This window comes from Bradyrhizobium sp. GW821-FHT13H06, from assembly GCF_058803975.1.
Map to the genome: position 1 here is coordinate 304,691 of NZ_JBXAPN010000008.1, position 12,870 is coordinate 317,560.

Annotated in this window: 15 protein-coding genes; 5 read left to right on the forward strand and 10 right to left on the reverse strand. The window is 64.9% G+C overall.

The genetic code is table 11. The features are described from left to right. Positions 1-96 precede the first annotated feature (96 nt). On the reverse strand, positions 97-915 hold the full coding sequence (locus AC1RQP_RS30065; RefSeq protein ID WP_239625622.1) for a quinoprotein dehydrogenase-associated SoxYZ-like carrier: 819 nt from the start codon (positions 913-915) through the stop codon (positions 97-99). 53 nt (positions 916-968) lie between these two features. Further along, positions 969-1,892, reverse strand: coding sequence for a quinoprotein relay system zinc metallohydrolase 2 (locus tag AC1RQP_RS30070; RefSeq protein ID WP_492940332.1), 924 nt, complete (start codon positions 1,890-1,892; stop codon positions 969-971). Positions 1,893-2,016: 124 nt separating this feature from the next. Here AC1RQP_RS30070 and AC1RQP_RS30075 point away from each other — a divergent pair, with 124 nt between their 5' ends. Both AC1RQP_RS30075 and AC1RQP_RS30080 read left to right on the forward strand, forming a co-directional pair. Beyond that, on the forward strand, positions 2,017-2,901 hold the full coding sequence (locus AC1RQP_RS30075) for a substrate-binding domain-containing protein (protein ID WP_239625618.1): 885 nt from the start codon (positions 2,017-2,019) through the stop codon (positions 2,899-2,901). Further along, the gene (locus AC1RQP_RS30080) at positions 2,898-3,458 is read left to right on the forward strand and encodes a PQQ-dependent catabolism-associated CXXCW motif protein (RefSeq protein WP_492940334.1); all 561 of its coding nucleotides are present in this window, start codon (positions 2,898-2,900) and stop codon (positions 3,456-3,458) included. Before AC1RQP_RS30075 ends, AC1RQP_RS30080 begins: the two co-directional genes overlap by 4 nt. Positions 3,459-3,514: 56 nt before the next feature. On the opposite strand, the gene AC1RQP_RS30085 is transcribed toward AC1RQP_RS30080, so the two are convergent. The 6 genes from AC1RQP_RS30085 to AC1RQP_RS30110 form a co-directional block, all read right to left on the reverse strand. After that, positions 3,515-3,817 (reverse strand): copper-binding protein, encoded by a 303-nt coding sequence (locus AC1RQP_RS30085; RefSeq protein ID WP_061883464.1) that lies wholly within the window; start codon positions 3,815-3,817, stop codon positions 3,515-3,517. Positions 3,818-3,942: 125 nt separating this feature from the next. Then, positions 3,943-4,551, reverse strand: coding sequence for a hypothetical protein (locus tag AC1RQP_RS30090; protein ID WP_239625614.1), 609 nt, complete (start codon positions 4,549-4,551; stop codon positions 3,943-3,945). After that, positions 4,548-5,396, reverse strand: coding sequence for an ABC transporter permease (locus AC1RQP_RS30095; RefSeq protein WP_239625612.1), 849 nt, complete (start codon positions 5,394-5,396; stop codon positions 4,548-4,550). Before AC1RQP_RS30095 ends, AC1RQP_RS30090 begins: the two co-directional genes overlap by 4 nt. Continuing rightward, a complete protein-coding gene (locus AC1RQP_RS30100) occupies positions 5,393-6,202 on the reverse strand; it encodes an ABC transporter ATP-binding protein (RefSeq protein WP_492940337.1) in 810 nt (269 codons plus the stop codon). Before AC1RQP_RS30100 ends, AC1RQP_RS30095 begins: the two co-directional genes overlap by 4 nt. Next, entirely contained in the window at positions 6,199-7,137 is a 939-nt protein-coding gene (locus AC1RQP_RS30105) for a YVTN family beta-propeller repeat protein (RefSeq protein ID WP_492940339.1), read from the reverse strand. Before AC1RQP_RS30105 ends, AC1RQP_RS30100 begins: the two co-directional genes overlap by 4 nt. 218 nt (positions 7,138-7,355) lie before the next feature. Further along, positions 7,356-8,537 carry an ABC transporter substrate-binding protein gene (locus AC1RQP_RS30110; protein WP_492940341.1) on the reverse strand — a complete coding sequence of 394 codons (1,182 nt, stop codon included), beginning with the start codon at positions 8,535-8,537 and terminating at the stop codon, positions 7,356-7,358. Between the two features lie 60 nt (positions 8,538-8,597). Here AC1RQP_RS30110 and AC1RQP_RS30115 point away from each other — a divergent pair, with 60 nt between their 5' ends. Beyond that, the gene (locus AC1RQP_RS30115; RefSeq protein WP_492940343.1) at positions 8,598-9,170 is read left to right on the forward strand and encodes a DUF3280 domain-containing protein; all 573 of its coding nucleotides are present in this window, start codon (positions 8,598-8,600) and stop codon (positions 9,168-9,170) included. A 147-nt stretch (positions 9,171-9,317) separates the two neighbouring features. Here AC1RQP_RS30115 and fghA read toward each other — a convergent pair whose 3' ends face one another. Together fghA and AC1RQP_RS30125 are read right to left on the reverse strand one after the other, a co-directional pair. After that, entirely contained in the window at positions 9,318-10,163 is an 846-nt protein-coding gene (gene fghA, locus AC1RQP_RS30120; RefSeq protein ID WP_492940345.1) for an S-formylglutathione hydrolase, read from the reverse strand. Between the two features lie 69 nt (positions 10,164-10,232). Beyond that, positions 10,233-10,853 (reverse strand): response regulator, encoded by a 621-nt coding sequence (locus AC1RQP_RS30125; protein ID WP_239625600.1) that lies wholly within the window; start codon positions 10,851-10,853, stop codon positions 10,233-10,235. Between the two features lie 207 nt (positions 10,854-11,060). Here AC1RQP_RS30125 and AC1RQP_RS30130 point away from each other — a divergent pair, with 207 nt between their 5' ends. Beyond that, complete coding sequence (locus AC1RQP_RS30130) at positions 11,061-12,419, forward strand: histidine kinase (RefSeq protein WP_492940347.1); 1,359 nt, start codon at positions 11,061-11,063, stop codon at positions 12,417-12,419. Between the two features lie 38 nt (positions 12,420-12,457). Then, positions 12,458-12,856, forward strand: coding sequence for a lanmodulin LanM (gene lanM / locus AC1RQP_RS30135; protein ID WP_492940349.1), 399 nt, complete (start codon positions 12,458-12,460; stop codon positions 12,854-12,856). Positions 12,857-12,870 lie beyond the last annotated feature (14 nt).

Here is a 12,870-nt window from a genome sequence, read left to right on the forward strand (position 1 = left end):
CGCGCGAAGCGCGAACCCGGAATCTCGAGATTCTCAGGTGCGCAATTGCGCACCAGAGTTCGGTCCTGCGGACCGCCCCGGAATGACGGCTCGCTATCACGTCCCCGGCTTCTCCACATCCCACTCGTTGCGGAACACGTGCCCGTCCGTGTCCTTTGCTTCCGCGCGGAAACGCTTGGCGCCGTTGGAGACATACGTGAAGCGCAGATTGGGATCCTCCGAGATCGATATGCCGCCTTCCATCGACAGCACGGGGCTGTCGTCCTGCGTCAGCTTCAACTGGTTGATGAAGAACGCGGGAATGTAGAGCTGCGTGACCTGGTCCATCTGGAGCCCGGAATTGTTGGGATGGCCGATCATGACCTGCGCCTCGCGCACGCGGCTCGCCGGCGCATCCTCGCGCGCGAACTGGCGATAGCGCATCTGGCCGAGCCGGTTCCTGGCTTCCTCGACGTTCTTGCCCGCCGGTGCCGAGCAGCCGCCGGACGCTTTCACGTAGGTCTTGGACACATAGAGCTGACCGTCGCTGAGCTCGGCGACCGCGTGGACATCGGTGTAGTTGTTGACGCGCACGCGTGTCGAGATCTCCGTGACATTGGCGTCGGGCCCGAGTTCGAACTTCGCCGCCATCGGCGCCGGATTGCGGTCGATCACCAGCGTGATCGAACGGATGCGCCGCGCATCGCCGGGCGACAGCTTGCTGCGCAAGGTCACCGGCACGATGGCCGCGTCCTCGGCGCGATACGGCATCTCGATGCCGATGACGGCGCTGCCGTCATTCATCGGACGGTTGCTGAAGATGTCCTGCACCAGGCCGGGCCAGGGATCATAAGCCTCTTCCGCCTGTGCCGGCATCGCGAAAGCGAGGCCGAGCAGGAGGGCGGTGAGGGTCAGGCGGCGTGTGCATCCCGTCATGGTCGTCATCCCGCGCGGCCGAAACAGTCGTCAGGTGCAGCCTAGCGCGCCCGCTACTCCCATTCAATTTCAGAGAATGCTGCAGTTGCGTTGCGGGCGTTGTAATCGTCGAACAGCTGCCAATGCGGTCGTTCCGACGCGGCCGCCTTGTCCGCGGCGGCTCGGATCGGCTCGCCGTGCCTGTTCAGCGTGCGGACGTCGGACAGCAGCGTGGACAGGTAGCGCCGTTCATCGATCAGCGCCGCGGGCCAGTCGCTCACGGGGCCGTGACCGGGAACGACGCGGAGCGCCGGGATGGCCTCAAGCCGCTTCAATGTCTCGAGCCAGCCGCGGATGCTGCCGTCCATGACCGGAATGTGGCGGAGAAAGACCAGGTCGCCAGCAAACAGGGTCCTGGTCGTCTCGTCGTACACGATCAAGTCGCTGTCGCTGTGTCCGGCCGGCCAGGCGCGCAAGCTCAGGCGGCGCGAACCGAGATCGAGCGTCATCGTGTCGGTCACGAGCAGGGTCGGGGCAATGATCTTGACGGGATCGATCAGCTCGCTCCCCATGATGCGACGGAAATTGTCGAGATAGAACGGCCCACGCGTCGCAAGCGCCTGCGGCAGCTTGCTGTGCCCGACGAAGCTCGCCCCCTCCGCAACGAAGGCGGCATTGCCGAAGACATGGTCGGGATGGCCGTGGGTGTTGATGACATAGCGGATCGGTTTGGGCGTGCGGGCCCGCACGGCGGCCAGCAGCGCCTCGCCTTCGCGAAGGCTGCCGCCGGTGTCGATCACGGCCACGGCCTCATCGCCGACGATGAAGCCGACATTGGCGATGTCGCCTTCGTTCTCGCGGGTCATCAGCGCGACGGTCCCGGAGTGTATGAAGATTCCCGGTGCGACTTCGCTCACAGGCAATTCGGCGGCCCAGGCGCATGCTAGCGTGGCCCGGAACAGGGACAAGGCTGCGATCATCAGAGCGACGCGAGACACTTTTCTGCCTCAGTTCAAAGGGTTCTCATTGCACTGCAACAAAGCAAAGCCAGCACAAAGTTGGCACACGTGGCGCATCATGCGTTGCATGGATAACATCCAATCAAAACGAGGAGGAAGCGCGATGACGGAGGCCGGACGACATCGTCGCTGGTTGTTTTCGCTGTGGGTCGTGGTCGCATCCTGTGCGTTCGGCGATGTCGCCGTCGCGCAGACCAGCGAGACCGGCGATCTCTCATTCGAGTTGGTCGATCCCAAGGTGTTGCGCGTCTGCGCCGATCCGCGCAATCTGCCGTTCTCCAACGAGAAGGGCGAGGGGTTTGAGAACAAGCTCGCCGAATTTCTTGCGGACAAGCTCCAGAAGAAGCTCGACTACGTCTTCTTTCCGCAGGCCACCGGTTTCGTGCGGATGACGCTGGGTGCGCATCGCTGCGACGTCATCATGGGCTTCCCGCAAGGCGACGACCTCGTGCAGGGTACCAATCCCTACTACCGCACGAGCTATGCACTGGTCTCGAAGGCCGGCAGCGGGCTCGAGGACGTCGACACGCTCGAGGACCCAAAGTTGAAGGGCAAGCATGTCGGCATCGTCGCCGGCACACCGCCGGCGACCAACATGGCGCTGGCCGGCCTGATGGGCGATGCAAAGCCCTATCCGCTGATGATCGACACGCGCTTCGACAATTCGGCACAGGCGATGATCAATGACCTCGCCGCCGGAAAGATCGACGCCGGCGTGTTGTGGGGACCGATGGCCGGCTACCATGCGAAGAAGGCCGGCTCTTCGCTTCATGTCACGCCGCTGGTGAAGGAGACCAGCGGGCCGAAGCTGGTCTATCGCATCGGCATGGGCGTGCGCCCTGCCGACCAGAACTGGAAGCGGCAGCTCAACAAGCTGATCCAGGACAACCAGGGCGAGATCAACAAGATCCTGCTCGATTTCGGCGTACCGCTACTGGACGAGAGCGACCGGCCGCTCGGCGCGGAGGCGGCCAAGAAAACGCCATGAGACGGCCGCTTGCCGCTGTGGTCGTCGTTGCTCTGCTCATGGCACCGGCGTTGGCGCAGCAGCAGGAGCCGTTCGAGCCCGAAGGCTATCGCACCGACAATTATCGCGCGCCGGTGCCGGCGACGCTTGCCGGCGCGCGCGTGCTGACGACCGAGGAGGCGGAGGCGATATGGCGCGCGAACAGCGGCGCGTTCGTCGACGTGATGCCGCGCCCGCCGAAACCGAAGAACCTTCCCGAGGGCACGGTGTGGCGCGATGCGCCGCGCCGGAACATTCCGGGCAGCATCTGGCTGCCTGACACCGGCTACGGCACGCTGCCGCCCGCCATGGATGATTATCTCCAGCGCGGCCTCGCGCGCGCCTCGCGCGGCAACAAGGCCGCATTGCTCGTGATCTATTGCCTCGCCGATTGCTGGATGTCCTGGAACGCCGCCAAGCGTGCGCTGGCCTACGGCTATTCCAACGTCGCCTGGTACCCCGACGGCACCGACGGCTGGGAGCGCGCGAAGCTTCCGACCGATGACGCGCAGCCGGAGCCGCGGCCCGAGCAATATTGATCAGCGAAGATGCGCTTCCTCTCTCCGCAAGCGGAGAGAGGGCAAGCGCAGTTCTGCTATTTTTGCTTCTGCAGCTTCGTCAGCGTTCCCGTGCCGTTCGTCTCGGTGGCCGTATAGTTCACCCTGTCGCCGGCATGAACGGCATCCAGCATCGCGGCATCCTTGGTTTTGTACTCCTGGAGTGCGCCGGCGCTGCCAGCGCTGGCGCCGACCGTCCCTTTCTGCGTCTGCTGGATCGAAATCGTGCCGTTGAGACGGTCGATCCGCGTGATCGTTCCGGTCATGTCTTCGGCAAATGCGCTGGATGCGAGCAAGCTAAGGGCCGCAGCGCCCGCGAAGATGAATCTTGTTGTTCCCATCGAGGCCTCCCGACGTATGGGGTTCACTTCGACAAGGCATCCTAGATCGATTTGGTTCCGGCAGATAGCTCGGCAAAAGGTTAACGATTGCGGAACTTTCGCGAGAGCCGTCAGCGAGGCTGCCGCTATTCCATTTCCTGCTGGATCACGCGGCCGAGCGCGAACAGGCGCTGGTCGATCGTGGTTGGAACCTCGCAGACGAAGCGCACCACCTTGGTGCGGTCCTCGAAGATACGGGTCTTCCAGATCAGCTCGTTGCTGAGCGCCTCGACCTTGGTCTCGTCGCGGGGTGTCGCGCCTTGCAGGGTGTGGAGTTGGAGCGTTTCCTCGCGAATCTTGTCGGCCGCCTCGCGCTGCTTCCGGCTGACGCGTTCGAGCCCGTTCATGACCTGCGAGCGCTGAGCATTGAGCGTGTCGAACAGGCCGGCAAATAGCAGCTTCGCATTCGCCGCCTTGTCGGAACCGGAGGCGGCCAGAAACTCCTTCACCGATTTCTCGGCCTCGTCCAGCGGCGTCTTGCGCGCCGCCAATTTTGCGACCAGCGCGCTGACCTTGGCGTCGTCCTTCCATTTGTTCTGGACATCGTCGAGCGGCGGACCGGCCCACACGGCGGCCAGGGAGATCTCCGGCACCTTGGCCTGGGTACAGGGCCAGTCCGGATAGCGCGGATCGGCCGCGCGCGCGGTCGTGCCGGACAGCGCGACTACCAGGGCAGCCAGGAGCCAAACCTTCATCCTTCGCCTCCCGCAGGCCCGCGTCGCGCCAGCCCGCGCGAGGGATCATAGGCCAAAATCGCTCCGACCATGAAGACGATTGTGCAGCTTGCCACCACCGCCAGCGAGATCCAGTTGATCTGCCCGTATAGCGCGAAGCGGATCAACTCGACCGCATGGGTGAACGGATTGGCCTCGCAGAGATAGTACAGATAAGGGCTGCCCTCCTGCACCCGCCAGAGCGGGTAGAGCGCGGAGGAGGCGAAGAACATCGGGAAGATCACGAAGTTCATCACCCCGGCGAAGTTCTCCAGCTGCTTGATGCCCGAGGAGATCAGCATGCCGAGCGAGCCCAGCATCAGCCCGGACAGGATCAGCGCCGGCAGCACGGTGAGGTAACCCCAAGGCGGCGGGGTGATGTCCCAGAGCCAGGCGATCAGCAGAAATGCGTAGACCTGGAGCAGCGACACCGCGGTGCCCGCGAGCAGCTTGCAGAACAACAGGAATCCGCGCGGCAGCGGGCTCACCAGGAGCGTGCGCATGTTGCCCATCTCGCGGTCATAGACCATCGAGAGCGAGGATTGCATGCCGTTGAAGAGCTGGATCATCGCCATCAGCCCAGGCGCGATATAGACCTCGTAGAGGATGTAGGTCTCGTAGGGCGGGATGATGGAGATGCCGAGCACCTGGCGGAAGCCGGCGGCAAAGATGAACAGCCACACCAGTGGGCGCACCAGCGCCGAGACGAACCGCTCGCGCTGATGCAGGAAGCGCAGCCCCTCGCGCCAGACGATGCCGGTGAGGCAGGTCAGGTATTCCTGGACCGAGAAGCCGCGCGGGGTGTCGCGCGTGGTGATGCTGCTCATGCGCCGCCTCCCGGCATCACTTGCGCGCCGGTCAGGCGCATGAAGGCGGTGTTGACGTCCTGCGCGCCGGCCTCCGCGATGACGCGGCTCATCGGCCCCTTCGCCAGCACCTTGCCCTGGTGCAGCACCACGAGATCGTCGCCGGCATTGATCTCGTCGAACAGGTGCGTGGCCCAGAGCACCCCGATGCCCTGATCGGTCACGAGCTGGCGGACATGGCTGATGATGTCGGCGCGCGCCTTGACGTCCAGGCCGACCGTAGGCTCGTCCAGCAACAGCAGCCGCGGCCGGTGCAGCAGCGCCCGCGCAATCTCCAGCCGCCGCATCTGGCCACCCGAGAGATCGCGGACCTTGCTGCCGGCGCGCTCTTCGAGCCCAATGCGGCCGAGCAGTTCGGCGCTGCGCGCGGCTGCCTCGCGGCGGCTGATGCCGTGCAGCGCGGCGTGATAGAGCAGGTTCTGCGTCAGCGACAAATCGAGATCGAGCGTACGCGGCTGGAACACGACGCCGAGCAGCCGCAGCGCCTCGCCGGGGCTCTTGCTGATGTCATGACCGAAGATGGCGACACGGCCGGACTGGATGCCGAACAGGCGCGTGACGAGCGAGAACAGCGTGCTCTTGCCCGCGCCGTTCAGCCCAAGCAGCGCAGTGAAGCTCGCGGGCTGGACATTGAAGGAGACGTCCATCAGCGCGCGGCGCGGCCCATAGGCGTGGCCGACGCCGTCGATCGCCAGCGCCGGCACGGCGGCGGGATCGGGCCCTGGTGCGGCGTCGTGTGGTTCGGCGATCGGGGCAGGGCTGGTCATGGCGCGATCGTGACGCCCCAGGGCAGTTCGCCCACCTGAATGGTCTTGATCACTTTCTGTGCGGCCACGTCGATGACCGAGACGTCGTTCGACACGCCATTGGTGGTGAGCAGGTATTTTTCGTCCGGCGTGAACGCCACGTGCCAGACGCGCTGCCCGACCAGCAGGTATTTCGTCACCTTGCGCGAGGCGACATCGACCACGGCGATGCGATTGGCGGGGCCGAGCGCGATGAAGGCGGTCCTGTCGTCCTTGGTCATGCCGATGCCGACGGGCTGGATCGCTTCTTTCCGCAGGCCCGGGATCTCGAAGGTGACCTTGCCGATCACCTCGTGCTTCCTGGGATCGATGATCGACACGGTCCCGCCGATCTCCGAGGATACCCACACTTCCGAACTGTCATGCTTGAACTCGGCGAAGCGTGGGCGGGCGTCGACCAGCACGTTGGCGACGATCTGGCGCGAGGCGGTGTCGATGAAGTGCGCCATGTTGGTCGTCTCGGACGTGTTGATCAGCGTCTTGCCGTCGGGGCTGATGGTCATGCCCTCGGGCTCGACGCCGACCTGGATATCGCCGAGGCGTGCGCGCTTCTCGAGATCGATCACGGTCACCGTGTTGTCGTTCTCATTGGCGACATAGAGGATCTTGCCGGCGGCATCCTGCGCGAACAGCTCGGGATCGGGCCCGGAGGGCAAGCTGTCCACCACGCTTTGCGTCTTGGCGTCGATCACCTGGATGGTGTCGTCGTCGCCGACCGCGACCAGCACGAACTTGCCGTCGCGCGTGAAATCGATGCCGCGCGGGCGCTGGCCGACCTTGATTGTCTTGGTTACCGTCCAGCTGTCGGTGTCGATCACCGACACCGTGTTGCTCTTTTCGTTCGAGACGTAGGCGATGAACGCGTGTGCGGGCGCTGCGGCGGTCGCCAGAACCATCAGCAACGCTGCTCTTAGCAGGTGCGATCTCCGTCCGCGGGCGGTCCTCACCTCCCCCGCTTGCGGGGGAGGTCGTATCGCATCGACAGATGCGATACGGGAGAGGGCTCTCTCCTCTTGGGGGTTCTCGCGAGCGGAGAGACCCTCTCCCCAACCCTCTCCCGCTCGCGGGAGAGGAGGCGCACCATCTCTGCGGAGGCTCCGTCGCATCACTTCGCTCACTTCAGCTTGCATTTGCTCTCCGGACGATCGTAGCCGAGCGTGTCGAGCTCGGAGACCTGGTGCAGGAATCCCTCCTGCGGCGACACCGACACCACCATGCGGCCGTCGACCAGCAGGATCGGCTGGCGCAGCTGCAAGTTCCAGTCGCGCAAGGTGAGCCGCGTGCCCTTGAACGCGGCGACCGAGAAGTCCGGGCCCTTGATGAAGTCGGTCACCTTCTTGACGTCGCCGGAATTGGTGCGCGAGGTGGCTTCGCCGATCATGCGCACCGCGGTCCAGGCCTGCATGTCGAGCGCGGTCATGCGCCGCGAATTCAGCTTGAAGAAGCGGTTCTGCATCTGGATCGCGCCCCACTGGTCCTGCGCGGCGTCCCAGCTGCGCGGCACCAGTCCGGCCGAGCCCGCGACGGGCCGCGCATCCCAGGTGCGATAGGGCAAATAGGCGCCGAACACCTCGCTCTCGTCGGCGGCGACCAGCACGTCATAGGCCGGCGCCTGCTGAGTGAAGACAGGCATCTGGCGCTGTATCAGTGTCACGCCGCTATCGGTACGGCGTGCGCCGCCTTTGTCTTCGAAGGTGCGCTCCTGCACGATCTTGGCGCCGAACCGCGTGGCGGTGCGCCGGAGCGCATCGGCGAACAGCTTGTCCTCGTCATGGGAGCCGACCACGAGCAGCCAGCGCTTCCACTGCTTCCACACCAGGTATTGCCCGAGCGCGTCGGCAAGCATTGCCCGGGTCGGGGCGGTATGGATGACGTTGGCGCGGCAATCGGACTCGCGCAGCCGCTCGTCGATGGCTCCGACGTTGAACAGCAGCGTGCCGCGGTCGCGTAAGGCGTCCGAGACCTTTAGCAGCGCATCGGCCGGCAGGTCGGCGACGATGAAGCCGTTCTTTTCGGCGAGCGCGGACGCCGCCTGCACAACGTCCTCGCCTTCCTTGATGCGGCGCTCCTCCAGCGTAAAGCGCTGGTTGAGGAATTTCCCGGTGGTGTTGTTGTCTTCGATGGCGAGGCGGGCGCCGGCAACGCCGTCATTCTCGGCGGGCTGCTCGACCAGGGACAGCGTCGATCTGGTGCCGGCGATGCCGAGATAGCCGACGCCGATCGTGACGGGGTCGGCCGCGAGCGCGCTCGTTGCGGCAAGACTCCAGCCGATCAGGCCGGCCAACCATCGGATCATGTTTCCTCCAGGTGTTCTCCCCGGCTTGACCGCCGGTGGAGAATTGTTTCTGCTTCAAGCATGACCGATTTGGCCCGCCTTGCAACCCCGCATTTCGTCCTCGCGCGCGCGAGACCGGGAATCACGATTATGCGAGCACTGATCTGTTTCTCGGCTTTGCTGTTGACGGGCTCGGTCGCGCTCGCAGATCCGCCGAAACTCGTGGTGTTCGATTTCGAGCTGATCGACACCAGCCTGCCCGGCGAGTTCTACGGCTCGAAGCCCGAGCAGGCGCGGCTCGAGCGCATCAGCGAGCAGCTCCGCAAGGAGCTGGCGGATTCAGGCAAGTTCCAGATGCTCGACATCGCGCCGGTTCGGGATGCCGCCCGTCACGCGAATCTGCAGGCCTGCGGCGGCTGCGACCTCAAGCTTGCCGGACAGCTCGGCGCCGACCTGGAGATCACTGGCCTGGTGCAGAAGGTCTCGAACCTGATCATCAATCTCAACATCTATTTGCGCGACGTGAAGACCGGCGACATGATCACCGTCGCCAGCGCCGACATGCGCGGCAACACCGACGAATCCTGGTCACGCACGTTGAGCTATCTGGTCCGCAACCGCCTGCTGGCGCCGAATTACGGGAGGCCGGAGTAGAGTCTCGGCGGGCGCCGCTGTGCACCCACTTCGCTCGCGGGAGGTGGCTCGCCGCGCTGCGGCGAGGCGAGCGAGGGGCCTCCATGCGCGCGCCACGTTCTCCCACAAGAAGGGAAGGAAGCAGCGTGCGCGTGTGGCACGCAGAGATCACGCCGTCAATCTCGCCGCATGCCAGTGCAGATGATCGCTCATGAACGTCGAGATGAAGTAATAGCTGTGGTCGTAGCCCACCTGCCGGCGCAGCGTCAGCGGGATATTGGTCTTAGTGCAGGCCTCCTGCAGCAGCTCCGGCTTGAGCTGCTCCTTCAAGAAATTGTCGGCATCGCCATAGTCGACCAGGAAGCCCGAGAATTTCGCACCGTCCTCGATCAGCGCCACCGTGTCGTGGTTGCGCCAGGTATCCCTGTTCGGCCCGAGATAGCCGGTCAGGGCCTTGATGCCCCAGGGCACCTGCGAAGGCGCCACGATTGGCGCGAAAGCGCTTGCCGCGCGAAACCGGTGCGGGTTGCGCAGCGCAACCGTCAGCGCACCGTGGCCGCCCATCGAGTGACCCATCACCGATTGCCGCTTGACGTCGACCGGAAAGTGTTCCGCGATCAGCTTGGGCAACTCGTCGGTGACATAGCTCCACATCCGATAGTTGCGCGCGAACGGCTCTTGCGTCGCATCGACATAGAAGCCGGCCCCCAAGCCGAAATCATAGGCGTTGTTGGCATCGCCAGGCACGTCCGGCCCGCGCGGTGAGGTGTCCGGCGCGACGAAGATCAGGCCGAGCTCGGCGCAGGCTTTGCGGAATTCGCCCTTCTCCGTGACATTGGCATGCGTGCAGGTGAGCCCGGAGAGGTACCAGACCACGGGTAGTCTGGCATCGCTCGCGTGCGGCGGAACGTAGACCGAGAACACCATGTCGGTTCCGGTCGCCTGGCTTGCATGGCGGTAGACGCCCTGCACACCGCCATAGGATTTATTCGTCGAGACGGTCTGGATCGTCATGCCTGAAACTCCGTGGCATCTCACCACATCAACATTGCAACGCTTGTGTGACCGAAATTTGTGGCGTCGTCAGGCGACGCCGCTGTCGATCGCCAGCCGCACCAGCTCGACGGAGGTTTTCACCCCGAGCTTCTGGCGCATGATGGACGAGGTATTGGCAACCGTCTTGTAGGACGATTGCACCAGCCAGGCGATCTCGGACAGGCTCTTGCCGGCGCTGAGCAGCCGCAGGATCTCCATCTCGCGCGCATTCAGCTTCGACAGCGGGCTTTGCGCCAGCGTCGGCCCCGCAAAGGCGATGCTGCGCGCGATCGCGGTCGGAAGGTACGTGCCGCCGCCGCCGACGGCGCGGATCGCCTCGACGAGATCGTCGGGATCGCCGGTCTTGGAGACATAGCCTTTGGCGCCGCACTCGATCGCCCGCGCGGCGAACGCAGGATCGTCATTCATGCTGAACATGATGATGCGGGCGTCGGGCGCGCGCTCGAGGATGCGGCGCGCGAGCTCGAATCCGGAGACGGTCGGCAGGTTGATGTCGATGATGCAGAGCTCGGGGCGTTCGACGATGAAGACGCACTCGCCGTCTTCGGCGTCGGCGGCCTCCAAAATCTCGATCTCGCCCTCGTCCGCCAGCACGGCACGGCAGCCGGAGGCGACAATGGGATGATCGTCGACGATCAGAATGCGCATAGGCGTTCCCCGCGACAGCGCGTTTCCCGTGTTGGAATTTGCCTGTTTTGCGCCGCACGCTGCCGACATGAGGAGCTGCGCGTCTCATGTGGCCTCATGCAACCCGGCTGGGATTGCTGTACGCTTCCGATTAGATATCCGGCGCTTCGCCTCTGTCAACGTCATCGGACAGGCGCGGGCATCCTTCGCGAGGCACAGGCGATACCAATGTGGCGAAATTTATCCTTGCGCGGGCGCATCAACCTCTTGCTGGCGCTGCTGCTGGCGCTGGGGCTCGCCGTCAATATCGGCCGGCAGGTCGCGGAAGCCGGGCCGCGCGTGCAAGCCGAGGACCAGAGCGTGATCCGCCTTGCCCGAGAGTTCATCGAGATGATCGTGGCGGATCTCAACGAGGCCCCCGATCCGGATGCCAGGCTCAACCAGATCGCGCGCGATCTCAGCCGCCTGCGCCACGTCAGCATCACGCTTCGGGACGCCGGCGGCCATCCGCTGACGCCCCCCCGGGCCGATGCCGACGCCGACACGCGCGCGCCGCCGGCCTGGTTCGTCGCCCTGGTTCATCCCGAGCAGACCGCGGTCAGCGTGCCGGTCTCGATCCAGGGCAAGCCCGGCTCGCTATTGATCACCTCGCATCCCGACGACGAGATCGCCGAGATCTGGGACGGCATCGTGACCCAGCTCGAGGTCGGCTCGGTGATCGCGCTCGCGCTGTTCTTCCTGATGATGAACGTGGTCGGCCGGGCACTGGCACCGCTCCAGTCTCTGGCGGAGGCAATGGGGAAGCTCGAAGGCGGACATTACGATGCCCGTGTCGCGCCGGGCGGCTCGCCGGAACTCGCCGCGATCTGCACCAAGCTCAACCACCTTGCTGCGACGCTTGGTGAGGCGGTCGAGGACAAGCGGCGTCTTGCCGAGCGTGCGGTGTCCCTTCAGGATGTCGAGCGCAAGGAGATCGCGCGCGAGCTCCATGACGAGTTCGGGCCTTACCTGTTCTCGCTGCGCGCGCATGCGAGCGCGCTGGCGAAGCTGGCGGACGGACGCGACCCGAGTGCGGATGCCGTGCGAAAACATGGCAGCGCCATGCTGGAGCAGATCAATGCACTCCAGCAATTCAACCGCCGCGTGCTGGAGCGCCTTCGGCCCGTGGGCCTTGCCGAGCTCGGCTTGCGCAAGGCGCTCGAATCCCTGTCGCGGCTATGGCGGCAGTCGCATCCCGACGTCGCGATCGAGACCGTGATCTCACCGGCGCTCGGTCCGACCGGCGAGACGGCCGATCTCACCATCTATCGTATCGTGCAGGAGGCGCTCACCAATGTATTCCGCCACGCCGGCGCGACCGCGGTCAATGTCGTCATCGAGCCGGTGGAGCAGATGACTCACGACGGCCGCGGCTGCGCCCGGGTGCGGGTCAGCGACAACGGGCGCGGCATGGAGCCGGGGCAGAAGCTCGGCTTCGGCCTCGTCGGCATGCGCGAGCGGATCCTGGCGCTGGGTGGCACGCTCAACGTCGTCTCCGGCGATGCCGGCCTGACCGTGGAGGCCTTGATTCCAACCGCCTCGTCCTGATCTGAATGTGACGTCGACTAGCTCCGGGAGAGCTCGAAATGCCGAAATTTGGCCAGTGGGTGGTCTCGATTCTGGCTGCCGTGATGGTGTCGGGATCTGCGCTGGCGGCTTCTCGCGGTGATCCGGTCAAGAAATTCGATATCGACAGCGACGGGACGCTGGACCATATCGAGGTCAGGAAGGCGGCGACGGCGTTTTTCGCCAGGCTCGACCCGGATCACGACGGCACGCTGGACGTGCGGGAGTTGCGGGGCAGATTATCCGCCAAAGAGATCGCGGCCGCAGATCCCGACCACGATGGAACGCTCTCGGTGAATGAATATCTCGCCGTCGTCTCGCGGCGCTTCGACGCAGCCGATCCGGATCACGATGGAACGCTGGATGGGAGAGAATCGATGACGCCTGCCGGACGCGCGCTGCTTCAGCTCCTGCAATAAACCGGCGGCTCGCG

Excerpts from the sequence above, each read along its gene's own strand:
- AC1RQP_RS30065 (WP_239625622.1), bottom strand. The coding sequence starts at position 915 with ATGACGGGATGCACACGCCGCCTGACCCTCACCGCCCTCCTGCTCGGC.
- AC1RQP_RS30075 (WP_239625618.1), top strand. The coding sequence starts at position 2,017 with ATGACGGAGGCCGGACGACATCGTCGCTGGTTGTTTTCGCTGTGGGTC.
- AC1RQP_RS30080 (WP_492940334.1), top strand. The coding sequence starts at position 2,898 with ATGAGACGGCCGCTTGCCGCTGTGGTCGTCGTTGCTCTGCTCATGGCA.
- AC1RQP_RS30085 (WP_061883464.1), bottom strand. The coding sequence starts at position 3,817 with ATGGGAACAACAAGATTCATCTTCGCGGGCGCTGCGGCCCTTAGCTTG.
- AC1RQP_RS30090 (WP_239625614.1), bottom strand. The coding sequence starts at position 4,551 with ATGAAGGTTTGGCTCCTGGCTGCCCTGGTAGTCGCGCTGTCCGGCACG.
- AC1RQP_RS30095 (WP_239625612.1), bottom strand. The coding sequence starts at position 5,396 with ATGAGCAGCATCACCACGCGCGACACCCCGCGCGGCTTCTCGGTCCAG.
- AC1RQP_RS30100 (WP_492940337.1), bottom strand. The coding sequence starts at position 6,202 with ATGACCAGCCCTGCCCCGATCGCCGAACCACACGACGCCGCACCAGGG.
- AC1RQP_RS30105 (WP_492940339.1), bottom strand. The coding sequence starts at position 7,137 with ATGGTTCTGGCGACCGCCGCAGCGCCCGCACACGCGTTCATCGCCTAC.
- AC1RQP_RS30110 (WP_492940341.1), bottom strand. The coding sequence starts at position 8,537 with ATGATCCGATGGTTGGCCGGCCTGATCGGCTGGAGTCTTGCCGCAACG.
- AC1RQP_RS30115 (WP_492940343.1), top strand. The coding sequence starts at position 8,598 with ATGACCGATTTGGCCCGCCTTGCAACCCCGCATTTCGTCCTCGCGCGC.
- fghA (WP_492940345.1), bottom strand. The coding sequence starts at position 10,163 with ATGACGATCCAGACCGTCTCGACGAATAAATCCTATGGCGGTGTGCAG.
- AC1RQP_RS30125 (WP_239625600.1), bottom strand. The coding sequence starts at position 10,853 with ATGCGCATTCTGATCGTCGACGATCATCCCATTGTCGCCTCCGGCTGC.
- AC1RQP_RS30130 (WP_492940347.1), top strand. The coding sequence starts at position 11,061 with ATGTGGCGAAATTTATCCTTGCGCGGGCGCATCAACCTCTTGCTGGCG.
- lanM (WP_492940349.1), top strand. The coding sequence starts at position 12,458 with ATGCCGAAATTTGGCCAGTGGGTGGTCTCGATTCTGGCTGCCGTGATG.